This is a genomic window from Pseudomonas sp. S35, assembly GCF_009866765.1.
Lineage (GTDB): Bacteria > Pseudomonadota > Gammaproteobacteria > Pseudomonadales > Pseudomonadaceae > Aquipseudomonas.
The window spans coordinates 6,163,919-6,190,896 of the sequence record NZ_CP019431.1 but is presented as its reverse complement, the minus strand read 5'-3'; the positions used below and the strand labels follow the sequence as shown (position 1 = coordinate 6,190,896).

The following is a 26,978-nucleotide window of genomic DNA, read 5'->3' as shown; positions in this document are numbered from 1 at the left end:
GCCCGAATTCTGCAGAACCTCACCCCATTTCGAGGATTTCCCATGAGCATCGTTCGTAGCGACAAGCCCTTCGTCCTGGCCGGTCGTACCTACCAGTCCCGCCTGCTGGTCGGCACCGGCAAATACCGCGACATGGAAGAAACCCGCCTGGCCATCGAAGCCTCGGGTGCCGAGATCGTGACCTTCGCCGTGCGCCGCACCAACCTCGGCCAGATCGAGGGCGAGCCGAACCTGCTCGAAGTGCTGTCGCCGGATCGCTACACCTTTTTGCCGAACACCGCCGGTTGCTACGACGCCATCGAAGCCGTGCGCACATGCCGCCTGGCCCGTGAGCTGCTCGACGGCCACAACCTGGTGAAGCTGGAAGTGCTGGCCGACCAGAAAACCCTGTTTCCCAATGTAATCGAAACCCTCAAGGCCGCCGAAACGCTGGTCAAGGAAGGCTTCGACGTGATGGTCTACACCAGTGATGACCCGATCATCGCCCGTCAATTGGCGGAGATCGGCTGCATCGCAGTGATGCCGCTGGCCGGCCTGATCGGTTCCGGCCTGGGTATCTGCAATCCGTATAACCTGCAGATCATCCTTGAAGAAGCCAAGATCCCGGTGCTGGTGGATGCCGGCGTAGGCACCGCCTCCGACGCCACCATCGCCATGGAACTGGGCTGCGACGCGGTGCTGATGAACTCGGCCATCGCCCATGCCCAGCAGCCAATCATGATGGCCGAAGCCATGCAACACGCCATTGTCGCAGGCCGCCTGGCTTACCTCGCCGGGCGCATGCCGAAAAAACTCTACGCCAGCGCCTCTTCGCCGCTGGATGGTCTGATCAAGTAAGAGCCATTGATGACTGAATCAAACGAAACGCCGAACACCGTGGAAGAAGCAGGCGACGAGTCCAAGCACCGCCGCATCAAGAGTTTTGTGATGCGCGCCGGCCGCATGACCGAAGGCCAGCAAAAGGGCCTGGAGCAAGGCACGCCGCTGTTCGTATTGCCCCTGGCCGACGCGCCGGTGGATTACGACCAAGTGTTCGGCCGTTCGGCTCCGCGCTCCCTGGAGATCGGTTTCGGCATGGGCCACTCCCTGCTGGAAATGGCCGCCGCCGCGCCGGACCAGGACTTCATCGGTGTGGAAGTGCACCGCCCAGGTGTCGGCGCACTGCTTAACGGCGTGCTGACCCAAGGCCTGAGCAACTTGCGGGTCTACGACTGCGACGCGATTGAAGTGCTCAACCGCTGCATCGCCGACAACAGCCTCGACCGCCTGATGCTGTTCTTCCCGGACCCGTGGCACAAATCCCGTCATCACAAGCGCCGCATCGTCCAGGCTTCCTTTGCAGAACTGGTACGCAGCAAGCTGAAAGTCGGCGGCATCCTGCACATGGCTACCGATTGGGAACCGTATGCCGAGTACATGCTGGAAGTGATGGATGTTGCCCCTGGCTACCGCAACCTGGCGCAAGACGGCAAATGCGTGCCACGCCCGGCTGAGCGGCCGATCACCAAGTTCGAACGTCGCGGTGAGCGGTTGGGGCATGGGGTGTGGGATTTGAAGTTCGAGAAAGTCGACTGACACCCCAGTAACCTGGAATGCGGTCAAAAATGTGGGAGGGGGCTTGCCCCCTCCCACAGTTGTTTTGTGTTGGATTTGAGGTCAGCGGCGGTCCGCGACGACGCCAATCAACACCAGCACCACCACCAACACCGGCGCCAGGCTGTAGTTATTGAACTGGCTCAACCCCCGCACAATCCACGGCGTGGCGTAGATCAGCGCGGCGCCGCTGCCGAACATGCACACCAATGCCATCAGTGGTACGCGCAACGCGCCAGCGACGCTGCCCAGGCGCGCTTCGACCCAGCCCTTGATGTCGGCGCCGAACAGCACCAGCAAACAGCCCACGAGGGCCAGGGAGATTTCCGACAGGTTGCTGCGGCTCCAGCGGGATACGGTGGCGAGCAGGTCGAGTACCAAATCCATGTGACTTCCTTAGAGCGTCAGCTCAAAAACTTCTGCAACAGGTCATTGAGAAAGAGTTGCCCGCGGTCGGTCGCCGCCAGGCGTGACGGTTCGACCTGCATTAAGCCACTTTGTTCTGCCTCGCGCCGCGCCTCATCGAGGCTCGCCAGGTCCAGGCCGGTACGTTCGGCGTAAAGCTTGGCATCGACGCCATCGGTAAGGCGCAGGGCGTTCATCAGGAATTCGAAGGGCAACTCGTCGTTGGTCAGTTCCTTCGCCCCGGCCTGGAAGCTCTTGGCGGGGTTGAGGTAGTCCTTCGGTGCACGGGTTTTCCAGGTGCGCACGATACGGCCGTCCGGGTGGCTGAGCTTGCCGTGGGCGCCGGCGCCGATGCCAATAAAGTCGCCGAAGCTCCAGTAATTCAGGTTATGTCGCGCCGGGCGGCCCGGTTGGGCGTAGGCCGACACTTCATATTGTGCGTAACCGTGCTCGGCCAGCAGCGCCTGACCGGCTTCCTGGATGTCCCACAGGGTGTCGTCTTCCGGCAGCGCGGGCGGCTGGTTCCAGAACACCGTGTTGGGTTCCAGGGTCAGTTGGTACCAGGATAAATGCGTGGGTTTGAGCGCGATGGCCTGGCGCAGGTCGCCGAGGGCGTCGTCCAGGGACTGATCGGGCAAGCCGTGCATCAGGTCCAGGTTGAAGTTATCGAACCCGGCCTGGCGCGCCATGCCGGCAGCGCGTACCGCTTCGTCGCCATTGTGGATACGGCCCAGGGCCTGGAGTTTTTCCTGCTGGAAGCTCTGTATGCCGATGGACAGGCGGTTGATCCCCAGCTTGCGATACGCCACGAACTTCTCTTGTTCGAACGTGCCGGGGTTGGCTTCCAGGGTGATCTCGATATCGCCGGCAAACGGGATGCGCGCCTGCACGCCTTTGAGCAGGCGCCCTAGCGCGGCTGCACTGAACAGGCTCGGCGTACCGCCACCGAAGAAGATCGAACTCAGTTCCCGGCCGTAAACGGCGTGCAGGTCCTGATCGAGGTCGGCCAACAGTGCGTCCACGTACTCTTCTTCCGGCAGCACTTTGCTTGCGGCGTGGGAGTTGAAGTCGCAGTAAGGGCATTTGCGCACGCACCACGGGATGTGGATATACAGCGCCAGGGGCGGCAGTACCGGCAAGGCCCCCCGAGTTGTTTGCGCGCCGCCGTGGATCAGCGGCAGCGCCGGGGTGTCGTGGGTCATTTCAGGCTCAGGCGTTGGCGTAGCAAATCCATTGCGCGGGCGCGGTGGCTGATCTGGTTCTTGTCGGCCGGGCTCAGCTCGGCGCTGGAGACATTACGCTCCGGCACCCAGAACAGAGGGTCATAGCCAAAACCCTGCTCACCGCTGGCCGCATGCAGGATGCGCCCGTGCCACAGGCCTTCGCAAAGGATCGGCAACGGGTCGTCGGCGTGCCGCACCAGGGCCAGCACGCAGACGAACTGCGCGCCGCGCATCGCGTCCGGCACGTCCTTGAGCGCGTCCAGCAGCTTGGCGTTGTTGGCTGCGTCGCCTTTGCCGTCGGCATAACGCGCCGAATAAATACCGGGGGCGCCGCCGAGGATATCCACCGCGAGGCCCGAATCATCCGCCAGCGCCGGCAGGCCGCAAATGCGTGAGGCATTGCGGGCCTTGAGGATGGCGTTCTCGACGAATGACAGGCCGGTCTCTTCCGGCTCCACCTGGCTGAACTCGCCGATCGAGCGCAGTTGCACGGATTCGCCGAGCATGGCCTGGAGTTCTTTGAGTTTGCCGGCGTTATGGCTGGCCAGTACGAGTTGAGTAAGGTTCATCATTCCGCCGGAAACAGTTCCTGGTTGAATTGGAAGCCATGGGCCTTGCCGCCGGTTTCAACGTTGATAGTGAACACGCGCACTTCCTGCTGCGGCACGTTGTACGGCGCGAGGTAATAGATCGCACCTTTTTCGGTGATCTGCTTGAACGTCAGGATCTCGCTCTTGCCGCTCAGGTCCTTGATGGTGCCGGTCACTTGGGCCGCCACAGGGGTCACGCCCTTGACCACGGACACATTGATCAAACCCTTGTTCTTGCTGCGCACCACGCCAACGGCCTGGGCCGTTTCGGGCTGCAGGAAGCTGGAGGTGAAGGTGTTGTAGTGCACGGTGATATCGCCAAATTCTTTCTGGCGTTTACTGTCGATAGCGTCCGCAGCCAAGGCGTTGGCACCCAGGCACGCAGTCAGTAGAAAAATAGCCAAGCGACTCATGAGCGTCCCTCTTGAAAATGATTAGACGGCAATTTTGTGGTCGGTCAGGCCAGGACTGCTGACCCGGTAAATACCGATTTCGCCCAACAGGTTGGGCCATAGTTTACTCGCCCAGCCGTGGCGGTGCTGTTGATCGACGGCAAGGCGGTTGATCACCTTGGCTTCACGCTCGCCACACAGCGCTTCGAAGTCTTCGAAGGTGCAGAAGTGGATATTCGGCGTGTTGTACCAGGTGTACGGCAGGAAGTCCGAGACCGGCATCCGGCCCTTGGTAGCCAGGTACCAGCGGCAGCGCCAGTGTCCGAAATTGGGGAAGGTGATGATGCACTGGCGGCCCACGCGCAGCATTTCGTCGAGGATGCGGTCCGGGTAGTGCACCGCTTGCAGGGCCTGGGTCATCACCACGATGTCGAAGCTGTTGCTGGCAAAGTTGCCCAGGCCCTTGTCCAGGTCCTGCTCGATCACGTTGATGCCCTTGGCCACGCACTGGGCGATGTTGTCCGGGTCGTTCTCCAGGCCATAGCCGGTGACTTGCTTGTTGTCGCGCAACCAACTCAGCAGTTCGCCATCGCCGCAGCCCAGGTCGAGCACGCGGCTGCCGGCGGGGATCCAGTCTTGGATGATGTCCAGGTCGGCTCTCATGGCGTTCTCACAAAATTATGCGGTTCATGTAGTTGCTGAAAGCCTGCAAGTAGCGCGGGATCGGAATCAGGAAGGCGTCGTGGCCTTGCGGAGCATCGATCTCCAGGTAGCAGACGTCTTTGCGCGCAGCCATCAGCGCATCCACCAGTTCGCGGGAGCGGGCCGGCGAAAAGCGCCAGTCGGTGGTGAACGACATCACGCAGAATTTGGCCGTGGCCCCTTCGAAGGTTTTGGCCAGGTCGTCGTTGTGGTTGGCCGCCGGGTCGAAGTAGTCCAGGGCCTTGGTCATCAGCAGGTAGGTGTTGGCGTCGAAACGCCCGGAGAACTCCTCGCCCTGATACCGCAGGTAGCTTTCCACCTGGAACTCGACGCTGTGGAAGTCGTAGTTGAGCTTTTCGCTCTTGAGGCCACGACCGAATTTCTCGCCCATGGAGTCGTCGGACAGGTAGGTGATATGCCCGACCATCCGCGCCAGCATCAAGCCGCGCTTGGGGATTACGCCCGCTTCCTGGAACGAACCGCCGTGGAACTCGGGGTCGGTGAGGATCGCCTGGCGCGCCACTTCGTTGAAGGCGATGTTCTGCGCCGATAACTTGGGGGCCGAGGCGATGGCCAGGCAATGGCGCACGCGGTCAGGGTACGTGATGGTCCACTGCAGCGCCTGCATACCGCCCAGGCTGCCGCCGATCACGGCCGCCCATTGGCCGATGCCCAGCAGGTCGGCGAGACGCGCCTGGCTGTGCACCCAGTCTTCCACGGTGAGTACCGGGAAGTCGGCGCCGAACGGCTTGCCGGTTTCCGGGTTGAGGCTGCTGGGGCCGGTGGAGCCGTTGCAACCGCCGAGGTTGTTGAGGCTGACCACAAAGAACCGGTTGGTGTCGATGGGCTTGCCAGGGCCGATGCAACTGTCCCACCAGCCGGGCTTGCGCTCGTCGGCACTGTGGAAACCGGCGGCGTGGTGATGACCGGACAAGGCGTGGCAGATCAGCACGGCGTTGCTCGCCGTGGCGTTCAATTGGCCGTAGGTTTCATAAATCAGGTCATAGGCTGGCAGCGAACGGCCACAGGCCAGGGCCAGCGGCTCGCTGAAGTGCGCCACTTGGGGCACGACCAGTCCAACAGAATCGGGGGGGAAGGCAGCTGGCATCGACCCTGCTCTCGTTTAAATGAGGCGTAAGTCTAAAGACCGCTGCACCTAGCGGCAAGCAAAGGCCGGAGGTTATCCGGCCTTTGCCTGAAAGCCAGGCTTGAATCAGATCAGCCCGAACAGTTCCTTGGGCATGTTCGCGAAGTCAGCCAGGTACGGGATCCCCCAGCCTTGGATCAGTTGGATCGCAATAAACGCGAAGATTGGCGAGATATCCAGGCCCCCCAGGTTGGGGATCAGGCGACGGAACGGTGCCAGCACCGGCTCGGTGATCTGGTAGACCAACTCGGCGCCTGGGCTGCGGCTGCCCGGCGCGACCCAGGACAGGATCACGCTGATGATCATCGACCAGAAGATGATCTTCAAAAACAGCGAGAAAATCCCGATCAATGCCCACGGCAACAGCAGCACGGTGTAGGGCAGGTAGCCCCTGAGCATCAATACCACCGCGAACAGCAGGATCTGCAGCAGCAGTGCCAGTACCAGTGACGACATGTCCAGGCCGAACATGCTCGGGATCACCCGGCGCAGTGGCTTGAGCAGCGGCTGGGTGGCCTTCACCACGAATTGGCACAGTGGGTTGTAGAAATTCGCCCGCACCAGTTGCAGGATAAAACGCATCAGCACGATCAGCAGGTACAGGCTGCCCAACGTCTGGATGATGAAGATGAGGGCGTCATTGAGTCCAAGCATCATGTATTCCTTCGTAGGGAGACGACTATTTACCCAGCTGCTCGGCCATTTCGGCCGAACGATGTGCCGCGGCACCCAGTGCTTTTTCCACCAAGGCTTCAAAGCCTCCGGCCTGGAATGATTCGATGGCCGCCTGCGTGGTGCCGCCAGGGGAGGTGACCCGACGGCGCAACTCGGCGGCATCCACGTCGCTGGCGACGGCCATTGTCGCGGCGCCCAGGGCGGTTTGCTCGGCCAGTTGCTCGGCGATGTCCTGCGGCAGGCCCAGTTTCACACCGGCTGCGGTCATGGCTTCGATCAGCAGGAAGAAGTACGCCGGGCCGCTGCCGGACACGGCGGTAACCGCGTCCAGTTGCTGCTCCTGTTCCAGCCACAGGGCGATGCCCACGGCGGACAGCAGCGCCTGGGCCTGGTCGCGCTGTTCGGCGCTGACTTCGGCGGTCGCGTACAGGCCGCTCACGCCCTGGCGCAGCAGTGCCGGGGTGTTGGGCATGCAACGTACGATCGGTTGGGCGCCGAGCCAGTTGTTCATGCTGGCGCAGGTGATGCCAGCGGCAATGGAGACCACCAATTGGTGTGGTTGCAGGTTCGGGCGCAGGCTCTCGCACACGGCCTTCATGGCCTGCGGCTTGACCGCCAGTACGATCACGTCGACGCCCTGGATGGCCTCGGCGTTGTCGGCGAAGGTGTCGATGCCATGTTCTGCTGTGATTCGGGCGCGTGTTTCGGCGCCCGGGTCGCTGGCGTGAATCTGTGCAGCGTCGAGGCCCTTGGCCCGCAGGCCACCGATCAGGCTGGCCGCCATGTTACCGGCGCCGATAAAGGCAATACGCGTGTCTTTCATGACTGGTCCTTAGCTAAATGGAAGTCAGCCATTGGATGGCTGGCCGTAGTCGCGGGCGCCAAACAGGGCGGTACCGATCCGCACCCAGGTGGCGCCTTGGGCGATGGCCGACTCAAGGTCGTGGCTCATGCCCATGGAAAGTGTGTCCAGCGGCAGGTTCAAACTGGCTTGCAGGTCGCGAACGCTGGCGAACGCGGCGTCTTGTTCGGCCCGATCGTCGGTCGGCTCGGGAATCGCCATCAAGCCCCGCAGTTTCAGGTGCGGCAGGGCGCTGATCGCGTTGGCCAGGGCCGGCAGGTCGGCGGGCGTACAGCCGGACTTGCTGGCTTCGCCACTGACGTTGACCTGGATGCAAATATTGAGCGGTGGCAGGTCGGCCGGGCGTTGTTCAGACAGGCGTTGTGCAATTTTGAGGCGGTCCACGGAATGCACCCAGGCGAAGTTCTCGGCGATAGCGCGCGTCTTGTTCGATTGAATGGGGCCGATGAAGTGCCAACTCAAGGGCAGGTCGGTCAATTCGGCCTGTTTGCCCAAGGCTTCCTGTAGATAGTTTTCGCCAAAGTCGCACATCCCGGCGGCATAGGCTTCGCGCACGGCTTGCGCGGGTTTGGTCTTGCTCACGGCCAGCAGGTGGATGCTGCTTGCGTCACGCTGCACGGCGTCGGCTGCGGCGCGGATGCGCTGGCTAACCAGGCCGATGTTGTCTGCTATCGTCGACATTCAAGATGCGCCCGTGGATATGGAGTCCGCGGCATTCTACTGGAAATGGAAAGCCCTATGGATATCACTGAATTGCTGGTGGCCGGCGTGCGCCGAGGCGCCTCCGACCTGCATTTGTCGGCCGGCCTGGCGCCGATGCTGCGGGTGGATGGCGAAGTGTGGCCGCTGGATTGGCCGCCACTGTCAGCTGCGCAAGTGGCGGATTTGCTCAGCCCACTGCTCAGCCAATACCAACGAAAGGATTTCGAAACCTCTCTTGAAACCGATTTTGCCTTCGAGCTGCCCGGTGTGGCGCGGTTCCGGGCGAATGTGTTCCAGCAGGCTCGTGGCATGGGCGCGGTGTTCCGCACCATTGCAGCCGAGGTCAAAAGCCTGGAAAGCCTGGGCCTGGGAGAGGTGTTCCAGCGTATTGCGCAGTTGCCGCGCGGCCTGGTGCTGGTGACCGGGCCCACTGGCTCAGGCAAGTCCACCACCCTGGCGGCGATGATCGATCACCTCAACCAGCATCGGCGTCAGCACATCCTCACGCTGGAAGACCCCATCGAATTTATCCACAGGCCGAAAAGCTCGCTGATCAACCAACGGCAGGTGCACCGCGACACTCACAGTTTTTCGGCGGCCTTGCGCTCGGCGCTGCGTGAAGACCCCGACGTGATCTTGGTGGGCGAACTGCGTGACCTGGAAACCATCCGCCTGGCGCTGACGGCGGCTGAAACCGGGCATTTGGTATTTGGCACCCTGCACACCGGCTCGGCGGCAAAGACCGTGGACAGGCTGGTGGACGTGTTCCCGGTCGGTGAAAAAGCCAGGGTGCGCTCGATGCTGTCGGAGTCGTTGCAGGCGGTGGTGTCACAGGTGCTGGTGAAGCGACTCGGCGGCGGGCGCGTGGCGGCCCATGAAATCATGTTGGGCACGCCGGCCATTCGTAATTTGATTCGTGAGGACAAGGTGGCGCAGATGGTCTCGGCGATCCAGACCGGCGGGGCGTTGGGGATGAAGACGTTGGATATGAGTTTGAAGGCGTTGGTCACGGAGGGCGTGATCAGCCGGGAAGAGGCAAGGGAGAAGGCGAGGGTGCCGGCAGACATATGAGGTCTTGCGGGCATGAAAATCAAATGTGGGAGGGGGCTTGCCCCCGATTGCAGTGGGTCAGGTACAGATAAGCTGACTGATTCACCGCGATCGGGAGCAAGCCCCCTCTCACATTGACTACTGCATTCCAGCTTCAGATCAGCGCTGGACGACTCGCAAGGTGTTCTGCTCTTTCGGCAGCACCCGCTTGGCAATCACGTAGTTCTTGTCCCAGAACGGCTTTTTCAGCGTGTCGATACTGACCGACTTGCCACGACGCGGTGCGTGGATAAAGCGGTCGTTGCCCAGGTAAATAGCAACGTGGTTCACCTGGCGGCTCTTGAGTTTGAAGAACAGCAGGTCACCCGGTTTCAGGTCCTTGCGGTCAACCTTCTGCCCGTGGCCGGCGGCCATGGCGTTGGAAGTGCGCGGCAGATCCACGGCGGCGACGTCGTTGAACGCATATTTCACCAGGCCGCTGCAGTCGAACCCTTTACTTGGGCTGCTGCCGCCCCAACGATAAGGTGTACCGAGCACGTTGACGGCGCGGCTGAGGACGGTGCTGCTCTGCTTGGTGTTGACGGCCACGAGGCCAGGCACTGTCTTGCCGTGGGCCTTGCTCAGTTGAGTCGGGCGGCTGACGGTGGGCTTTACCGATTTGGCAGTGCTCGGCGTGCTGTGGACTTTAGGGGTGAAACCATTAACGTTTGGAAGTCTTTGCTCACGATTGGTGGCGTGGGCGGCCAGTGGCATTAATAGGCAAATGGTTAGCCATGTCTTTAAAAATGGTCGCATTAGGCGTGGCTCTTATGGGTTTGCGCGCAACTTTATAACAGCTTTTTGTGTCGTTCTCAGGCCGTTTGTCGACTGAACCTTGACGTCAAAATCAGGAAATACGCGACGAATCGCCGCAATTGTCCTACACAAGTCAGGTGGCATAAGGCTTTCAGGGCAGGGAAGATACCATTTGCCGTACGTCGGGCGCCCGTAAAAAAGTCACAAAGAAAATGAAAAAATTTATCTATCGACGCAAAAGAGGTACGCGATGAACACCTATCAACAGGCGGGTCCGCAACAAGACACCCACAGCAAGGTGGTCGGTTACCTGCTCTGGATTTTCGGGTTTACTGGCGCGCATCGCTTCTATTACGGCAAGCCGGTGACCGGCACGATCTGGTTTTGCACCCTTGGGCTGTTGGGCATTGGCTGGCTGATCGACTTTTTCCTGATCCCGGCCATGGACCGTGAGGCGGACCTGCGTTTTACCGCGGGCCCTATCGAATACAATGTGGCGTGGATTCTGTTGACGTTTCTGGGGGTGTTCGGCGTGCACCGCATGTACCAGGGCAAATGGATCAGTGGCCTGATCTACCTGCTGACGCTTGGGTTGTTCTCGGTGGGGGTGCTGTATGACTTCTGGACGTTGAATACGCAGATTTCGATCCGCAATGCCGAGCGCAATTCGGGTCGCTGAGCTCTCAAACGTTAAATAGAGAACCAATGTGGGAGGGGGCAAGCCCCCTCCCACATTTACTGTCTCCGCTTTAGAGCGCTTGGTAGCTGATCCGCCCATCCACCAAGGTATAACGCACCGTGGCCGGCAGGCTATGGCCGATGAACGGGCAGTTTTCACCCTTCGACAGCCAGTGCTCCCCGGCAACCGTGGAGCTGGCCGGGTCAAACAACACCAAGTCCGCCGCCGCACCCACTGCCAACTTACCGGCCGGCAGGCGCAAGGCTTCGGCCGGGCCGGCGCTCAAGCGTGCCAGCAGCGTCGGCAAGTCCAGCAACCCGTCTTCCACCAAGGTCATCGCCAATGGCAGCAACAGCTCGACGCTGCTGATGCCCGGCTCGGTCGCGCCAAACGGTGCCAGCTTGGCATCGCGCTCATGGGGTTGGTGGTGGCTGGAAATCGCCGAGACCACACCGGATTTGACTGCCGCGCGCAAACCGTCACGGTCGGCCAGGGTGCGCAGCGGCGGTTGCACGTGGTACAGGCTGGAGAAGTCGATCAGCGCTTCATCCGTCAGAATCAACTGATACAGCGCCACATCCGCCGTCACCGGCAAGCCGCGGGCCTGGGCCTGCGCGATCAATGCCACGCCCCGTGCGCTGGTCAACTGGCTGAAGTGTGCGCGTACGCCGCTTTGCTCCACCAGCAACAGGTCGCGGGCCAGGGCCACGGTTTCGGCGGTTTCCGGGATGCCCGGCAAGCCGAGGAAACTGGCAACGGCGCCTTCATGGGCCAGGCCGCCTTCGGCCAGGTCGCGATCCTGGGAGTGGAAGATCACCGTCAGATCGAAGGTGGCCGCGTATTCCAGGGCGCGACACAGGGTGCGGGTGCTGCGGAAACTCTCCAGGCCGTTGCCGAAGGCGACGCAACCGGCGTCGCGCAGGGCGATCAGCTCGGCCAGTTGTTCGCCTTCCAGGCCTTTGCTCAGGGCGCCGATGGGGAACACTTTGCAATTGCCGGCTTCGCGGGCGCGGTCGAGGATCAGCTCGGTCACGGCTGACGTGTCGAGGATCGGCTTGGTGTGCGGTGGGCAGCACAGGCTGGTCACGCCACCGGCGGCTGCGGCGCGGGTCTCGCTGGCAATGGTGCCTTTGCGGCTGTAGCCCGGCTCGCGCAGGGCGACGTTCAGGTCCACCAGCCCAGGCGCGGCTACCAGGCCTTTGGCGTCGATCGTTTCGTTGGGGCTGAAACCGCTGGGGGCGGCGCCGATGGCAATGATCTTGCCGGCTTCCAGATGAAGATCGGTGACTTGATCCAGGCCACTGGCCGGGTCGATAACGCGAGCGCCAAGAATGCTGAGCTTCACTGGGCGTTCTCCTGCTCGAATTGACGTTGCGCGGTTTGCCCGCTCATGGCCATGGACATCACCGCCATGCGTACGGCGATGCCGTAGGTCACCTGGTTGAGAATCACCGATTGGTTGCCGTCGGCCACCGCCGACTCAATCTCCACCCCTCGGTTGATCGGGCCTGGGTGCATCACGATGGCATCCGGCTTGGCACCGGCCAGTCGTGCAGTGGTCAGGCCGAACAGGCGGTAGAACTCACCCTCGCTCGGCAGCAGGCCGCCGGCCATGCGCTCGCGTTGCAGGCGCAGCATGATCACCACGTCCACATCCTTGAGGCCTTGGGTCATGTCGGTGTAGACCTTCACGCCGTATTGCTCGATCCCGATGGGCAGCAGGGTTTTGGGCGCGATCACGCGGATATCCGGGCAACCCAGGGCTTTCAGGGCCAGCATGTTCGAGCGCGCCACACGTGAGTGCAGGATGTCGCCGACGATGGCCACCGAGAGGTTTTCAAAGCCGCCCTTGTGTCGGCGGATGGTGAGCATGTCGAGCATGCCCTGGGTCGGGTGCGCGTGACGGCCGTCGCCGCCGTTGATGATCGCCACCTGCGGGCACACATGCTCGGCGATGAAATGCGCGGCGCCGGAGTCGCCGTGGCGCACCACGAACATATCGGCGGCCATAGCTTCCAGGTTACGCAGGGTGTCAAGCAGGGTTTCGCCCTTGCTCGCCGACGAAGTGGACACGTTCAGTGTAATCACGTCGGCCGACAACCGCTGGGCCGCCAGTTCAAAGGTGGTGCGGGTGCGGGTCGAGTTCTCGAAGAACACGTTGCAGATGGTTTTGCCGCGCAGCAGCGGGACCTTCTTCACCGCCCGGCCACCGACTTCGAGGAACGAGTCGGCAGTGTCGAGGATTTCGGTGAGCAGTTCGCGGGGCAAACCGTCGAGGGACAAGAAATGTTGCAACTGGCCCTGAGCATTGAGCTGCAGCGGGCGCTTGGCATCTAGAGGCGTCATCGCGGGGACTCTTTACAAGGCGGTTTAAAGGGCAAGGTCTTGCAGTTCGAGTTCGAGCGGCGTGGGACCGGACAATTTTACCCGTTGCTGGGCTTGCAGCGACAGTGTGGCGCCGACCACATCCGGGCTGATCGGCAGCTCGCCGGCGTCCAGGTCCAGCAGGCAGACCAGCGTGATACTGGCCGGGCGGCCGTAGTCGAACAGTTCGTTCATGGCTGCGCGGATGGTGCGGCCGCTCATCAGCACGTCGTCGATCAGCACCAGATGCTGGCCTTCGACCTCGAACGGCAGGGCCGACGGTTGCACTTGCGGGTGCAGACCGTTCTGGCTGAAGTCGTCGCGGTAGAACGACACGTCCAGCGTGCCCAGGGGAGAATCGCTGCCCAGTTCTTCCAGCAGCGCCTGGGCCACCCACACACCGCCGGTGCGAATGCCAATAAAGCGCGGTTCGCTGATGGCACGGTGTTCCAGGTGCGCGTTGAGGCGTGTCGCCATCTGGCTGATCAGTTCGGCGGGATTGGGCAGGCTCATGGTGGCTCCTTCAAGGTAGGCGATAGTGTGTAGGAGCAAGCTTGCTCGCGAAGAACTCACAGGCACCGCGGTCATCCAGGTTTCATGCGTTATCGTTGACGTTTTTCGCGAGCAAGAACTAGGCGTCCCTCTCACTCCTACAAAAAGCGACAGGCAAGCTGCGCCAGTCAGGATTCAAATAAAGCGGTGTTTTCATCCAGCCAGCCCTGCAACAGCAAGGCGGCGGCGATGGCGTCCACCGGGTTGTCGCGATAGCTGCCCTTCTGCCCGCCACGGTCACGGCGCTCACCCTTGGCTTCAAAGGTGGTCAGGCGCTCGTCGTGGGTATAGAAGGGGATGTTGTAGCGGCCATTGAGGCGGCGGGCGAACTTTTCGGCGCGCAGGCACATATCGCTCGGGGTGCCGTCCATGTTCAGGGGCAGGCCGACCACCACCGCGTCGGGCTTCCACTCCTTGATCAGGGCTTCGACCTGGTTCCAGTCCGGTATGCCGTTCTGGGCTTTCAGGGTGCACAGCTCGCGAGCCTGGCCGGTGATGACCTGGCCGACCGCTACGCCGATCTGTTTGGTGCCGTAGTCAAAACCGAGGATCAGACGCAAGGCCATCAGGCGTGCCCCGCCTGGCTGGTCAACAGGCTGAGGTTGACCCGCAGTTTGGCTGCGGCCGCTTCCAGGCGCAGTTCGCTGGCGGTGTTGAACAGGATGTCGGCGTCGAAGGGGCAGGTCAGCCAGGCATTGCTGGCCAGTTCGGCTTCCAACTGCCCGGCTTCCCAGCCGGCGTATCCCAGGGTGATGACGCTGTGTTCAGGGCCTACGCCGTCGGCGATGGCAAACAACACATCCTGGGAAGTGGACAGCGACACACCGTCCAGGTCCACCGTGGCCTGGAACTTAGGCCCGGTCGGGTGCAGCACGAAGCCGCGATCAGTCTGTACCGGCCCGCCGATATAGATCGGCACGCTCTGGCAACGGGCCGGCGGGTCGATCTCGGGGCGCAGTTGTTCGAGGATATCGGCCAGGTTCAGCGTTTGCGGGCGGTTCACCACCAACCCCATCGCACCATTGGCGGTGTGCTCGACGATGTAGGTCAAGGTCTGCGCAAAGTTCGGGTCGGCCATATGGGGCATGGCGATCAGGAATTGGTGCTTGAGGTAGGTCGGGCTGACATTTTTCATGTCCACTAGTGTGGCGTTGGAGGGGCGAACTGACAAGCTGGACGTGACCCGAATACAGCGCTGTCGGCTTTTCTGTAGGAGCTCGCTCCTACAAGGGTGGGTGTGATCAGTTGCTGGAGAGTCGATCACCCTTGGCGAATTTCCAGGTGCGGATGATTTCGAGTCGATCCACATCGTTCAGGTCGCCGGTAAACGGCGCGAAGGGCGCGGCCAGGCGCACGATGCGCTGGGCGGCCTGGTCCAGCAGTGGCTGGCCGGAGGACTCCAGCACCTGCACTTCATATAACGAGCCGTCGCGGTTGATTGACACCAATAGACGCAAATTCCCGTAGATCTGCTGGCGCCGTGCCTCTTCCGGGTAGTTGAGGTTGCCGACGCGCTCAACTTTTTTGCGCCACTCGTCCTTATACCAGGCGCCCTTGTCACGCATGGTCGAGGCCGCGTTCAGGCGGTAGATGCGCGGGCGCTTGGCGTACAACTGCTGTTCGTTGGCCAGCTCGGCTTCCAGGCTGGAGATCTGATCGGAGAGCTGCGAACTGTCAAACGTGGGCGCTGGTTTCACCGGTTGTGGCTGCGGCTCAGTCTTGGTTTTTTCGCGCTGGACTGGGGCTTTTTGCGGTTTGGGCGCGATGGTGGTCACGGTGGCCTTGGGTGCGGCCTGCTTGACCTCGGGCTTGGGCACCGGCGGTGGCGTGACTTTGTTGACTTTGTTGTCCTGAAAGGGCGCCACTTCAGTGGTCTTGGGGATGGCTTTCTTATCGAGGGTGCCGCTGCCTTGCTGGTTGTCCTGGGCGATAAAGTCCGCCTTCTCGGGCTTCTTTTCGCTTTTGAAGGTGGCGAGGGTGATTTCCAGGGTCTGGGTGATCTGTTTGGGTTCGACCAGGGTAAAACCCACGCCGAGGATCAACGCCAGATGAATCAATGCCGCCAGGAACAGGGTAAATCCAAGCCGATCAGCCGGGCGCACGCCGCTGTGGGAGAGTTCGGGGGGCAGATCGGACCAGAGTGTCATGACAAGAAAACCAACATCGCGCGTTTCACAGGTGGCGCATGATAACGCAATGTTGGTGGGTATCCGGCTGTTCTATATCACTTGGCTTTCAGCTTGCGCTCGATGGCGACCATCAGCATTTCGCCGATGTTCGTGCCAAATGCATTGTCGATCTCGCGAATACAGGTCGGACTCGTGACGTTGATTTCGGTGAGGCTTTCACCAATTACGTCAAGGCCTACGAACAGTAAACCCTTTTCTCGCAGGGTCGGGCCAACCTGGCTGGCGATCCAGCGGTCTTTGTCTGACAACGGCCTTGCCTCACCGCGTCCGCCGGCCGCCAAGTTGCCACGGGTTTCGCCGGCCGCCGGGATACGTGCGAGGCAATAATCCACTGGCTCGCCATCGATCATCAGGATGCGCTTGTCGCCGTCCTTGATCGCCGGCAGGTACGCCTGGCCCATGATCTGCTGGGTGCCCAGCGCGGTCAGGGTTTCCAGGATCACCGACAGGTTCGGGTCGCCCGCGCGGTGACGGAAGATCGAGGTGCCGCCCATGCCGTCCAGCGGCTTGAGGATCACATCACCGTGTTTGGCGGCAAATTCACGCAGCACGTCGGCGCGGCGGCTGACCACGGTCGGCGGCGTGCACTGCGGGAACAGCGTGGCGAACAGCTTTTCATTGCAGTCGCGCAGGCTCTGCGGCTTGTTGACGATCAGCACGCCGGCACGTTCGGCCTGCTCCAGCAGGTAGGTGGAGTAGACGAACTCCATGTCGAACGGCGGGTCCTTGCGCATCAGGATCACGTCCAGGTCGCTCAGGGGGCTGTCGATTTCGTCCTGCAGTTCGAACCATTTTTGCGGGTTGGCGAACACCTGCAGCGGGCGCATGCGTGCGCGGGCTTCGCCGTCGCCCTGATAAAGGTCGCGCTGTTCCATATAGAACAAGGTCCAGCCGCGGGCCTGGGCGGCCAGGAGCATGGCCAGCGAACTGTCCTTTTTATAGGAAATGCTGGCGATAGGGTCCATGACAATGCCGACGCGAACGCTCATGGGGGATTTCCTCTAGCAAATTAGGGCGCATAAAAGTGGCGTCAGAGTGGCGCTGCGGCTGTTGTGGGTCAAGGAAAAACCACCGGGCGGGTGCCTCGATAGATTGCTCCCCGAGACTGTGCTAAAAAGACTGCCACGGCGCAGCAGCCCTTGAATTCCAAGGCTTGCGGCGCTCATCCTGTGCAACATCAGGCAGTACACACCGAAAACCGATTCGCTGTGGCGATGGTAGAGCAGATATGGAACAGCATTCCAACGCCTTGAGAGTGATGGTGATCGACGACTCGAAAACGATCCGCCGCACCGCCGAGACCCTGTTGAAGAACGTCGGGTGCGAAGTCATCACGGCCATCGACGGTTTCGATGCCCTGGCCCGGATTGTTGATCACCACCCGCACATTATCTTCGTCGACATCATGATGCCGCGCCTGGATGGCTATCAGACTTGCGCGCTGGTGAAGAACAACCCGGCGTTCAAGTCGATTCCGGTGATCATGCTGTCCTCCAAGGACGGTCTGTTCGACAAGGCCAAGGGGCGCATCGTGGGTGTCGATCAGTTTTTGACCAAGCCTTTCAGCAAGGAAGAACTGCTGGGTGCAATCAAGGCCTATGTGCCGGGGTTCGCCGCAGTAGAACAAGCACACTGACGCCGCCTCACAAGGGCCGGCGCCGACCAATGTAATGGGGAAAACCATGGCACGTGTTCTGATCGTCGACGATTCGCCGACTGAAATGTACAAACTCACCGGCATGCTGGAAAAGCACGGCCACCAGGTCCTCAAGGCCGAAAACGGTGCGGACGGCGTGGCCCTGGCCCGCCAGGAAAAGCCCGACGCAGTGCTGATGGACATCGTGATGCCGGGCCTCAATGGCTTCCAGGCCACGCGCCAGTTGTCCAAGGAGCCGGAAACCAATGGCATCCCGATCATCATCATCACCACGAAGGACCAGGAGACCGACAAGATCTGGGGCGCGCGCCAGGGCGCCAAGGACTACCTGACCAAGCCGGTGGACGAAGACACCCTGATCGCCACCCTGAACAAGGTGCTGGCCGGCTGACGGCACGCCATCATGACCGAGTCGCAAACCGCCTTCGAGCTGTTGCTGGACATCGACCGGCGCTGCCGCCTGTTGGCCGCCGACCTGCCGTCCCAGGAACCCCGCCTGCACCGCTGGAGCGGGATCGGCTTTCGCCTGGGGCAGCATTGGTATGTGGCGCCCATGGGCGAGGTCGCCGAAGTCCTGCATGAGCCGCGCTGCACTTTGATGCCCGGGGTCAAGGCCTGGGTCAAGGGTGTTGCTAACCTGCGCGGGCGCCTGTTGCCGGTGATGGACCTGGGCGGTTTCCTCGGCCTGGCGTTGTCCAAGGCGCGCAAGCAACGGCGGGTGCTGGTAGTGGAATACAACGATCTGTTTGTCGGGCTGCTGGTGGACGAGGTGGTGGGGATGCAGCATTTTGCACAGGACGCCTTGCTGGCCAATGCCAGCCCCAGTGCGCCGTTTATACAAGGCCAGTTCGACGGCCAACCGCTGTGGCAGGTCTTCAGCCCCTTCGCCCTGGCGCAGGCTCCAGGTTTCATGGATGTCGCCGCATGACCACCGCTACCACACCCAAACCCCAGGCCGGCTCGCGCAGCCGCTCGCAGATCATCGTGCTGTTTATTGCACTGATCGTATTCATCATGCTGCTGTTCGCCAACTTCGCGTACCTCAACACCCAGTCCACCTACGACAAGCAGTACATCGGCCACGCGGGCGAGCTGCGCGTGTTGTCCCAGCGCATCGCCAAGAACGCCACCGAAGCTGCCGCCGGCAAGGCCGCCGCGTTCAAATTGCTTGGGGATGCACGCAACGATTTTGCCCAGCGCTGGGGCTACCTGAAAAAAGGCGACCCGGACACCGGCCTGCCCGCAGCGCCGAGTGCCGTGCGCGCCGAGATGCGTGCGGTGCAGACCGACTGGGAAGCGCTGCTGAAAAACACAGACGCGATCCTCGCCAGCGAGCAGACCGTACTGTCCTTGCACCAAGTGGCCGCCACTCTCGCCGAAACCGTGCCGCAATTGCAGATGGAATCGGAAAAAGTCGTCGACATCCTGCTGCAGCGCGGCGCCCCGGCCAGCCAGGTGGCCTTGGCCCAGCGCCAGTCGCTGCTGGCCGAGCGCATCCTGGGCGCGGTCAACACCGTGCTGGCCGGCGACGAAACCGCCGTGCAGGCCGCCGATACCTTTGGCCGTGACGCCGCCCGGTTTGGCCAGGTGCTCAATGGCATGCTCAACGGCAACCCAGGCCTGCGCATCACTCAAGTCGAAGACCGTGACGCCCGTGCGCGGCTGACGGAAATTGCTGAGCTGTTCGAGTTCGTCTCCGGCTCCGTGGACGAAATCCTCGAAACCTCGCCACAGTTGTTCCAAGTGCGCGCCTCGGCGAGCAATATCTTCAACCTGTCGCAAACCCTGCTCGATGAAGCCTCGCACCTGGCCACCGGCTTTGAAAACCTGGCCAGCGGGCGCAGTTTCGACACCATTGGCGGCTATGTACTGGGCCTGCTGGCACTGGCCTCGATCATCCTGATCGGCCTGGTGATGGTGCGTGAGACCAACCGCCAACTGCGCGAGACTGCCGAGAAGAACGAGCGCAACCAGAACGCGATCATGCGTTTGCTCGATGAAATCGAAGACCTGGCCGATGGCGACCTCACCGTGACGGCTTCGGTGACTGAAGACTTCACCGGCACCATTGCCGACTCCATCAACTACTCCGTGGACCAACTGCGCGATCTGGTCGCGACGATCAACCTCACCGCCGGCCAGGTTGCCGGTGCGGTGCAAGACACCCAGGCCACCGCCATGCACTTGGCCCAGGCCTCGGAGCATCAGGCCCAGCAGATCGCCGAAGCGTCCACGGCGATCAACCAGATGGCCCAGTCCATCGACCAGGTGTCGGCCAACGCCGCCGAATCCTCGGCGGTGGCGGAGCGTTCGGTAGAAATCGCCAACAAGGGCAACGAGGTGGTGCACAACACCATCCACGGTATGGACAACATTCGCGAGCAGATCCAGGACACCGCCAAGCGCATCAAGCGCCTGGGTGAATCGTCCCAGGAGATTGGCGACATCGTCAGCCTGATCGACGACATTGCCGACCAGACCAACATCCTTGCCCTTAACGCCGCCATCCAGGCGAGCATGGCCGGGGATGCCGGACGTGGCTTTGCGGTGGTGGCCGATGAAGTGCAACGGCTGGCCGAGCGTTCATCGGCGGCCACGCGGCAGATCGAAACCCTGGTGCGGGCGATCCAGGCCGACACCAACGAGGCGGTCATCTCCATGGAGCAGACCACCACCGAAGTGGTGCGCGGTGCACGGCTGGCCCAGGATGCGGGTGTGGCGCTGGAAGAGATCGAAGGCGTGTCGAAGACGTTGGCCGCGCTGATCCAGAGTATCTCCAATGCGGCGCAGCAACAGACCTCGTCGGCGGGCCAGATCTCCCTGACCATGAATGTGATCCAGCAGATCACCAGCCAGACGTCGTCGGGGTCGACCGCCACGGCGGAAAGCATCGGTAACTTGGCGAAGATGGCGAGCCAGTTGCGCAGGTCGGTCTCAGGTTTCACCTTGCCGCCGCCCAAGTAGATGGACGATTGAAATGCAGTCAAAATGTGGCAGCGGGCTTGCTCCCATATTGGATCTCCAGTGTTTGTGAGATACCAGCAACCCACGAATTCTAAGCGGAGCAGTTATGGTTGATCGGCACGACTACGTGGCCCTCGAATGGGTCAAGGGCGACATTGCCGAGACCCTGAAACAGGCCCGTTCGGCGCTGGATGCGTTTGTCGAAACCCATGACGATGACGTGATCGGCCAATGCCTGGCCGGTATCCACCAGGTGCATGGCGCGCTGCAAATGGTCGAGTTCTACGGTGCGGCGCTGCTGGCCGAAGAGATCGAAGAACTGGCCCTGGCGCTCCAGGCCGGGCAGGTCGGCCAACGCGACGAAGGCATCCGCCTGTTGCAACAGGCCCTCGGCCAACTGCCGCTGTACCTCGACCGCGTACACAGTGCCCGCCGCGATCTGCCGTTGGTGGTGCTGCCGCTGCTCAACGACTTGCGCAGTGCGCGCGGTGAAAGCCTGCTCTCGGAAACCAGCCTGTTCAGCCCACAACTGCTGTCGATTGCGCCGTTGCCCGACGAGGCCCTGGCCCAGCGAGCGGTGCCGGACCTTCACGAACACCTGCGCCAATGGCACCAACTGCTGCAACAGGCGCTCGCCGGTCTGCTGCGCGAAGACCACGGCCCGAGCAACCTTGAAGACATGGCGCGGGTCTTCGCCCGGCTTGAAGCCTTGTGCCAGGGCGCGCCGTTGTTGCCGTTGTGGCAAGTCGCGTCGGCGCTGGTGGAAGGCATGCTCACCGGCGTGGTCGCCAACAGCCCGGCGCTGCGCAGCTTGCTCAAGGCCAGCGACAAGCAACTCAAGCGCCTGCTGGCCCAGGGCATCGGCGGTATCAACCAGTCGGCGCCGGATGAACTGCTCAAAAGCCTGCTGTTCTACGTGGCCAAAGTCACCCGGCCGACGCCGCGCATGCAAAGTCTGAAAGAACGCTATGGTCTTGATGAAGCCTTGCCCGACAGTGCCGTGGTCGATGCCGAGCGCGCACGCCTGGCCGGGCCGGACCGCAACGCCATGGGCTCGGTGCTCGGCGCGTTGTGCGAGGAGTTGGTACGAGTCAAGGAACGCCTCGACCTGTTCGTACGCAGCGACCGCCTGCACACCGGCGACCTCAATGCGCTGCTGGCGCCGTTGCGGCAGATCGCCGATACCCTGGCGGTGCTGGGGTTTGGCCAGCCGCGCAAGGTCATCATCGACCAGCTTGCGGTGGTGTTGAGCCTGGCCCAAGGCCAACGCGAACCCAACGACGCGGTGCTGATGGACGTCGCCGGCGCCTTGCTCTACGTCGAAGCCACATTGGCCGGCATGGCCGGCACTGTCGAGCCGGAAAGCCGCGAAGAAAGCCGCCTGCCCACCACCGACCTGACCCAGATTCACCAGTTGGTGGTCCGCGAATCCTGCCAATGCCTGAAACAGGCCAAAGAGTTGGTGATCGACTGCATCGAAGCCGGTTGGGACCGTCAGCGCCTGGAATCCCTGCCAGAACTGCTGAGCCAGGTGCGTGGCGCGCTGGCGATGATCCCGCTGCCCCGCGCCGCGAGCCTGATGCGCGGCTGCACCGATTACGTCGATGAACAGTTGATGGTCAACGACGCCCCGCCGTCCGAGGCGCAACTGGGGCAGTTTGCAGACGTGATCAGCAGCCTGGAGTACTACCTCGAACGCATGCTCCAAGACCCCGATGCCGCTGGCGAACGGGTATTGGAACTGGCCACCCAAAGCCTGGCTGCCTTGGGCTACCTGCCCGCGGAAAAACCCTGGCGCCAGGCGTTGTTGGCCCCCGACGGCGCACTGTCTACGGATGAGACGCCGAGCCAATCCCAGGTCGATGCCTTGGCCAACCCCACTTCGCGCCTCAACCCGCCGGCCCTGCAACGCCCCGGCAGCCTGCTGCCGCCGCCGGCCGATGAAGAACCCATCGACGATGAGCTGCGTGAAGTCTTCCTCGAAGAAACCGACGAAGTCCTGGAGGTGCTGCACCGTCACCTGCCCAACAGCGCCGACAAAACCGCCCAGGGCGAGATGCGCCGGGCCTTCCACACCTTGAAAGGCAGCGGCCGCATGGTGCGCGCCCTGGTGCTGGCCGAGCTGGCCTGGGCGGTGGAAAACCTGCTCAACCGCGTGCTGGAGCGCAGCGTGGCGCTCGGCCCCCAGATCCAGCAAGTCCTGGACGATGCCGTGGCCCTGCTGCCGGAATTGATCGCTGACTTTGCGACCGACGACCAACGCCAACGCGATGAGGTCGATGTCCTGGCCGCTCGCGCCCACGCCTTGGCCAGTGGCACCACCGTATCCGCTGGCGAGCCCCACGACCCGATGCTGCTGGAAATCTTCCGCAACGAAGCTCAGAGCCATCTGGACAGCCTCAACCACTTCCTGCAACAGGCCGCCGAACATGTGCCGCTGCAAGTCAGCGATGAGCTGCAACGCGCCCTGCATACCCTCAAGGGCAGCGCTTACATGGCCGGCGTATTGCCCATCGCCGAGCTGGTGCGTCCGCTGGATCACCTGACCCGCGAATACAAGGCCCATCGCCTGCCGCTGGACTTGGACGAAGTGGAACTGCTGCTCGAAGCCGAAGGCCTGTTCCAACGTGGGTTACGCCAACTGGACCGTGACCCTCTGGTACCGATCAAGGGCGCGGACGACTTGATCAACCGCACTCAAGCCTTGCTGGACCACCAGCTCACAGCATTGCTCGACGCGCCCAACACCGGCCTGCGGATCAAGCGCGACCCGCAACTGATCGCCAACTTCCTGGCCCAGGGCATGGACATCCTGCTCGACGCCGAAAGCCTGCTGCGTCGCTGGCAACAGCACCCCGGCGAGCGCCAGGAACTCACGGCGTTGCTGGATGAACTGACCACGCTGGGAGAGGGCGCGCACATCGCCGACCTGCACCCCATCGACGAGCTGTGCGAAGCCTTGCTCGACCTCTATGGCGCCGTGGAGGAGAGCAGCCTGGCGGTCAGCGAGCGGTTTTTCCAGGAGGCCGAACAGGCCCATGAAGCACTGATCAACATGCTCGACCAACTGGCGGCGGGCCAGGAAATCAGTCCGACGCCGGCACGGGTACAGGCCCTGCGCGAACTGCTGGACGACGCGCTGGACCCTTCAGCCACCGGCCTGATCAAAAGCGACGGCAGCCGCACCCTGAGCATCGCTGAACTGGGCGCCGCCACGGCACAGTTGGCGCATGAAACGGCGATGGACGATGAGATCGTCGAAATTTTCCTCGAAGAAGCCGTGGACATCCTCGACAGCGCCGGGCAGTCCCTCAAGCGCTGGCTGCTGGAGCCCGAAAACGCCGCTCCGCTGTCCTCGTTGCAGCGCGACCTGCACACCCTCAAGGGCGGCGCGCGCATGGCTGAAATCGGCCCGGTGGGCGACCTGGCCCATGAGTTGGAATGCCTCTACGAAGGCCTGGTGGACCGGCGCTACAGCTACTCCACCGAGCTGTCTCAAGTATTGATGGCCAGCCATGAGCGGCTGGCCTTGCAACTGGACGAACTGCAACAGCAGCAAGCCCTGAGCGACAGCGCCGAGCTGGTTGCCAAGCTGCGCGAGCTGCGCCAGAGCAGCACGCCTGCGGCCCCGGCCCCGGCCCCGGAAACGTCGGGCGCTGACCCCGAGTTACTGGACATATTCCTTGAAGAAGCTGGCGATATCCTCGACAGCTCCGGCAGTGCGCTGTTGCGCTGGCAGGCTGAGCCGAACAATCGCCAGGAAATCGAAACCCTGCTGCGCGACCTGCACACCCTCAAGGGTGGCGCACGCATGGTCGAGATCGGGCCGATTGGCGATCTGGCCCATGAACTGGAGTTTCTCTACGAAGGGCTGTCGGCCGGTGTGCTCGTGCCATCGGCCGAACTGTTCGCGCTGCTGCAAGGCTGCCATGACCGCCTGGCGCAGATGATCGACGCCGTGGCGGAGGGGGTGCCGGTGGGCTCGGTGGACAAGCTCATCGAACGCATCAAAAGCCTGGTGCACCCAAGCGCGGAACCGCTGGCGCCGGTCGCGTTGCCTGCTGGCAAGGCCGATGCGGTCGCTGATCCTGGCGCCGACATGGTGAAAATCTCTGCCGAGCTGCTGGATGACCTGGTCAACCTGGCTGGGGAAACCTCGATCTTGCGTGGCCGCATTGAACAACAAGTCAACGACGCACGCATCGCCCTGACCGAGGTGGAAACCACCATCGAGCGCATGCGCGATCAACTGCGCCGCCTCGACACCGAAACCCAGGGCCGCATCCTCAGCCGCCAGCAGGCCGAGGCCGAGCGCCTGGGCTACGAAGACTTCGACCCGCTGGAAATGGACCGCCATTCGCAGTTGCAGCAACTGTCCCGTGCGTTGTCCGAGTCCGCCTCCGATTTGCTCGACCTGAAGGACACCCTTGACCGGCGCAACGAGGACGCGCACGACTTGTTGCAGCAACAGGCACGCATCAACACCGAATTGCAGGAAGGCCTGATGCGCACGCGCATGGTGCCGTTCGAACGCATGCTGCCGCGCCTCAAGCGCATCGTGCGCCAGGTGGCGGGCGAGTTGGGCAAGGACGTGGAATTCATCGTCGGCAATGCCGAGGGCGAGATGGACCGCAACGTGCTGGAACGCATGGCGGCGCCGCTGGAACACATGCTGCGCAACGCCGTCGACCATGGCCTGGAGTCCCGTGAGGCGCGTCTGCTGGCCGGCAAGCCGCAAACGGGTCGTATCACCCTGGACCTGACCCACGAAGGCGGCGACATCGTGTTCGACATGCGCGACGACGGCGCTGGCGTGCCGCTGGACGCGGTGCGACGCAAGGCGATCAAGCGTGGTCTGCTCGGCCCCCATCAAGAGATCAGCGACCGCGACGTGTTGCAGTTCATCCTGCAGCCGGGGTTCTCCACGGCGGAAAAAATCACCCAGATTTCCGGGCGTGGCGTGGGCATGGACGTGGTGCACGAAGAAGTGCGTCAGCTCGGCGGCTCGATGTTCATTGAGTCCACGCCGGGTGAGGGCGTGCATTTTCGCATTCGCCTGCCGTTCACCGTGTCGGTCAACCGCGCGCTGATGGTGCAGTGCGCGGACGACCAATACGCGATCCCGCTCAACACCATCGAAGGGCTGGTGCGGGTGCTGCCCCATGAGTTGGCCGGGCACTACCAGCAAGAACCGCCGCATTATGAATATGCCGGGCAGCGTTACGAATTGTTCTACCTGGGCGATCTGCTGCACACCGTCGGTCGGCCTAAATTATTGGGCCAGTACCAGCCGGTACCGGTGCTGCTGGTGCAGTGTAATGAACGCCGTGTTGCGGTGCATGTGGATGCTATGGCCGGCACGCGCGAGATCGTGGTCAAGGGCCTGGGCCCGCAGTTCGCCGGGGTGCAGGGTTTGTCCGGCGCGACCATTCTGGGCGACGGCCGCGTGGTGCTGATCATCGACTTGCTGGCGCATATTCGCGCACAGCAGCCGGCCTTGCCGGCGCAGACGGTGGATGCGCCGCTGATCCTCAACGACCCGCTGAAAAAACGCCCGCTGCTGGTGCTGGTGGTGGACGACTCGGTCACCGTGCGCAAAGTCACCAGCCGCCTGCTGGAGCGCAACGGCATGAACGTACTGACCGCCAAGGACGGCATCGACGCCCTCGCGTTGCTTGAAGAACACACCCCGGACCTGATGCTGCTCGACATCGAAATGCCGCGCATGGACGGCTTCGAAGTGGCCACGCAAGTGCGCAACGACCCGCGCCTGATGCGCCTTCCGATCATCATGATCACCTCCCGCACCGGCCAGAAACACCGCGACCGTGCAATGGCCATCGGCGTCAACGACTACCTCGGCAAGCCGTATCAAGAGTCGGTGCTGCTGGAAAGCATCGCCTATTGGAGCAAGTCCCATGCTTGACCACCGCACCAGCCAACTCACCGGCCTGTTGCTGCCCCTGGCCGACCGTCACCTGGTGCTGCCCAACGTTGCCGTGGCGGAATTGATCGACTTCCAACGCGGCGAACCGGCCAGCGATGCACCGCCGTGGTACCTGCGGCAAGTGACGTGGCGGGATCGGCAAATACCGTTGATCAGCTTTGAAGCGGTGTGCGGCGAGGCCAGCGTGACTGGCGAACGCTCGCGGATCGTCGTCTTGAACGCTTTGGGCGGGCGGCCGACGTTGAAGTTTATTGCGCTGGTGATCCAGGGCATTCCCCGGTCGTACAAGCTGGACAGCGAGTTGAGCTACGTGGACGTGCCGCTGTGCCCCTTGGAACTGGCGGCGGTGCAGGTGGGCGAGCACGTGGCGAAGGTGCCGGACTTGATGGGGCTTGAAGCCTTATTGGTTGAGTCCGGACTGGCCTGACTCTAAGCCACGTGAGGATCCCCTGTGGAAGGGGCGTGTGATATTGCGTAGCAGGCAGACTTG

At 62.4% G+C, this 26,978-nt stretch carries 27 protein-coding genes; 10 read left to right on the top strand and 17 right to left on the bottom strand.

Translation table 11 applies throughout. From position 1 onward, the window contains the following. Positions 1 to 42 precede the first annotated feature (42 nt). Together PspS35_RS28050 and trmB are read left to right on the top strand one after the other, a co-directional pair. Complete coding sequence (locus PspS35_RS28050; protein ID WP_003234615.1) at positions 43 to 837, top strand: thiazole synthase; 795 nt, start codon at positions 43 to 45, stop codon at positions 835 to 837. A 9-nt stretch (positions 838 to 846) separates the two neighbouring features. Next, positions 847 to 1,575, top strand: a complete 729-nt coding sequence (gene trmB, locus PspS35_RS28045; protein ID WP_159937654.1) for a tRNA (guanosine(46)-N7)-methyltransferase TrmB — start codon at positions 847 to 849, stop codon at positions 1,573 to 1,575. Positions 1,576 to 1,656: 81 nt separating this feature from the next. Here trmB and PspS35_RS28040 read toward each other — a convergent pair whose 3' ends face one another. The 9 genes from PspS35_RS28040 to PspS35_RS28000 form a co-directional block, all read right to left on the bottom strand. Beyond that, positions 1,657 to 1,980, bottom strand: coding sequence for a DUF3392 domain-containing protein (locus PspS35_RS28040; RefSeq protein ID WP_159937653.1), 324 nt, complete (start codon positions 1,978 to 1,980; stop codon positions 1,657 to 1,659). 17 nt (positions 1,981 to 1,997) lie between these two features. Continuing rightward, a complete protein-coding gene (hemW, locus tag PspS35_RS28035; RefSeq protein WP_159937652.1) occupies positions 1,998 to 3,200 on the bottom strand; it encodes a radical SAM family heme chaperone HemW in 1,203 nt (400 codons plus the stop codon). Then, positions 3,197 to 3,793: an RdgB/HAM1 family non-canonical purine NTP pyrophosphatase gene (gene rdgB, locus PspS35_RS28030; RefSeq protein WP_159937651.1), complete on the bottom strand. Its 597-nt coding sequence runs from the start codon at positions 3,791 to 3,793 to the stop codon at positions 3,197 to 3,199. Before rdgB ends, hemW begins: the two co-directional genes overlap by 4 nt. Next, entirely contained in the window at positions 3,790 to 4,224 is a 435-nt protein-coding gene (locus PspS35_RS28025) for a DUF4426 domain-containing protein (RefSeq protein ID WP_159937650.1), read from the bottom strand. The genes rdgB and PspS35_RS28025 overlap by 4 nt, the downstream gene beginning before the upstream one ends. Before the next feature lie 21 nt (positions 4,225 to 4,245). Beyond that, on the bottom strand, positions 4,246 to 4,866 hold the full coding sequence (metW, locus tag PspS35_RS28020; protein WP_017735309.1) for a methionine biosynthesis protein MetW: 621 nt from the start codon (positions 4,864 to 4,866) through the stop codon (positions 4,246 to 4,248). A 7-nt stretch (positions 4,867 to 4,873) separates the two neighbouring features. Beyond that, positions 4,874 to 6,013, bottom strand: coding sequence for a homoserine O-acetyltransferase (locus PspS35_RS28015; RefSeq protein ID WP_159937649.1), 1,140 nt, complete (start codon positions 6,011 to 6,013; stop codon positions 4,874 to 4,876). Between the two features lie 105 nt (positions 6,014 to 6,118). Continuing rightward, on the bottom strand, positions 6,119 to 6,706 hold the full coding sequence (locus PspS35_RS28010) for a YggT family protein (protein ID WP_159937648.1): 588 nt from the start codon (positions 6,704 to 6,706) through the stop codon (positions 6,119 to 6,121). Positions 6,707 to 6,731: 25 nt separating this feature from the next. After that, on the bottom strand, positions 6,732 to 7,550 hold the full coding sequence (proC, locus tag PspS35_RS28005; RefSeq protein ID WP_159937647.1) for a pyrroline-5-carboxylate reductase: 819 nt from the start codon (positions 7,548 to 7,550) through the stop codon (positions 6,732 to 6,734). Positions 7,551 to 7,574: 24 nt separating this feature from the next. Beyond that, entirely contained in the window at positions 7,575 to 8,270 is a 696-nt protein-coding gene (locus PspS35_RS28000; RefSeq protein WP_159937646.1) for a YggS family pyridoxal phosphate-dependent enzyme, read from the bottom strand. A gap of 57 nt (positions 8,271 to 8,327) precedes the next feature. Between PspS35_RS28000 and PspS35_RS27995 the strand changes: the two genes are divergently transcribed. Continuing rightward, positions 8,328 to 9,362, top strand: coding sequence for a type IV pilus twitching motility protein PilT (locus tag PspS35_RS27995; RefSeq protein WP_159937645.1), 1,035 nt, complete (start codon positions 8,328 to 8,330; stop codon positions 9,360 to 9,362). A 138-nt stretch (positions 9,363 to 9,500) separates the two neighbouring features. Here the strand turns inward: PspS35_RS27995 and PspS35_RS27990 are convergent, their stop codons facing one another. Then, positions 9,501 to 10,136 (bottom strand): C40 family peptidase, encoded by a 636-nt coding sequence (locus PspS35_RS27990; protein WP_159937644.1) that lies wholly within the window; start codon positions 10,134 to 10,136, stop codon positions 9,501 to 9,503. Positions 10,137 to 10,386: 250 nt separating this feature from the next. On the opposite strand from PspS35_RS27990, the gene PspS35_RS27985 reads away from it, so the two are divergent. Then, a complete protein-coding gene (locus PspS35_RS27985; RefSeq protein ID WP_159937643.1) occupies positions 10,387 to 10,815 on the top strand; it encodes an NINE protein in 429 nt (142 codons plus the stop codon). 70 nt (positions 10,816 to 10,885) lie between these two features. Here the strand turns inward: PspS35_RS27985 and PspS35_RS27980 are convergent, their stop codons facing one another. From PspS35_RS27980 to gshB, 7 genes are all read right to left on the bottom strand, one after another. Beyond that, complete coding sequence (locus PspS35_RS27980; RefSeq protein ID WP_159937642.1) at positions 10,886 to 12,160, bottom strand: dihydroorotase; 1,275 nt, start codon at positions 12,158 to 12,160, stop codon at positions 10,886 to 10,888. Then, on the bottom strand, positions 12,157 to 13,161 hold the full coding sequence (locus tag PspS35_RS27975) for an aspartate carbamoyltransferase catalytic subunit (RefSeq protein ID WP_159937641.1): 1,005 nt from the start codon (positions 13,159 to 13,161) through the stop codon (positions 12,157 to 12,159). Before PspS35_RS27975 ends, PspS35_RS27980 begins: the two co-directional genes overlap by 4 nt. Before the next feature lie 24 nt (positions 13,162 to 13,185). Then, complete coding sequence (gene pyrR / locus PspS35_RS27970) at positions 13,186 to 13,692, bottom strand: bifunctional pyr operon transcriptional regulator/uracil phosphoribosyltransferase PyrR (RefSeq protein ID WP_159937640.1); 507 nt, start codon at positions 13,690 to 13,692, stop codon at positions 13,186 to 13,188. Positions 13,693 to 13,859: 167 nt separating this feature from the next. Next, entirely contained in the window at positions 13,860 to 14,297 is a 438-nt protein-coding gene (gene ruvX / locus PspS35_RS27965) for a Holliday junction resolvase RuvX (RefSeq protein ID WP_003176676.1), read from the bottom strand. Continuing rightward, positions 14,297 to 14,866 (bottom strand): YqgE/AlgH family protein, encoded by a 570-nt coding sequence (locus tag PspS35_RS27960; RefSeq protein ID WP_159937639.1) that lies wholly within the window; start codon positions 14,864 to 14,866, stop codon positions 14,297 to 14,299. The genes ruvX and PspS35_RS27960 overlap by 1 nt, the downstream gene beginning before the upstream one ends. A 106-nt stretch (positions 14,867 to 14,972) precedes the next feature. Beyond that, on the bottom strand, positions 14,973 to 15,878 hold the full coding sequence (locus PspS35_RS27955; RefSeq protein WP_159937638.1) for an energy transducer TonB: 906 nt from the start codon (positions 15,876 to 15,878) through the stop codon (positions 14,973 to 14,975). A gap of 77 nt (positions 15,879 to 15,955) precedes the next feature. Continuing rightward, a complete protein-coding gene (gene gshB / locus PspS35_RS27950) occupies positions 15,956 to 16,909 on the bottom strand; it encodes a glutathione synthase (protein ID WP_159937637.1) in 954 nt (317 codons plus the stop codon). Positions 16,910 to 17,148: 239 nt separating this feature from the next. Between gshB and pilG the strand changes: the two genes are divergently transcribed. The 6 genes from pilG to PspS35_RS27920 all read left to right on the top strand — a co-directional run bounded on the left by pilG (position 17,149) and on the right by PspS35_RS27920 (position 26,915). Further along, complete coding sequence (pilG, locus tag PspS35_RS27945) at positions 17,149 to 17,556, top strand: twitching motility response regulator PilG (RefSeq protein ID WP_159937636.1); 408 nt, start codon at positions 17,149 to 17,151, stop codon at positions 17,554 to 17,556. A gap of 46 nt (positions 17,557 to 17,602) precedes the next feature. Next, positions 17,603 to 17,968, top strand: a complete 366-nt coding sequence (pilH, locus tag PspS35_RS27940; protein ID WP_003234583.1) for a twitching motility response regulator PilH — start codon at positions 17,603 to 17,605, stop codon at positions 17,966 to 17,968. A 12-nt stretch (positions 17,969 to 17,980) separates the two neighbouring features. Next, positions 17,981 to 18,505, top strand: a complete 525-nt coding sequence (locus tag PspS35_RS27935; protein WP_159937635.1) for a chemotaxis protein CheW — start codon at positions 17,981 to 17,983, stop codon at positions 18,503 to 18,505. Next, positions 18,502 to 20,541, top strand: coding sequence for a methyl-accepting chemotaxis protein (locus PspS35_RS27930; RefSeq protein ID WP_159937634.1), 2,040 nt, complete (start codon positions 18,502 to 18,504; stop codon positions 20,539 to 20,541). Before PspS35_RS27935 ends, PspS35_RS27930 begins: the two co-directional genes overlap by 4 nt. A 106-nt stretch (positions 20,542 to 20,647) precedes the next feature. Continuing rightward, positions 20,648 to 26,467: an Hpt domain-containing protein gene (locus PspS35_RS27925; RefSeq protein ID WP_159937633.1), complete on the top strand. Its 5,820-nt coding sequence runs from the start codon at positions 20,648 to 20,650 to the stop codon at positions 26,465 to 26,467. After that, positions 26,460 to 26,915 (top strand): chemotaxis protein CheW, encoded by a 456-nt coding sequence (locus PspS35_RS27920; protein ID WP_110620277.1) that lies wholly within the window; start codon positions 26,460 to 26,462, stop codon positions 26,913 to 26,915. Before PspS35_RS27925 ends, PspS35_RS27920 begins: the two co-directional genes overlap by 8 nt. Positions 26,916 to 26,978 lie beyond the last annotated feature (63 nt).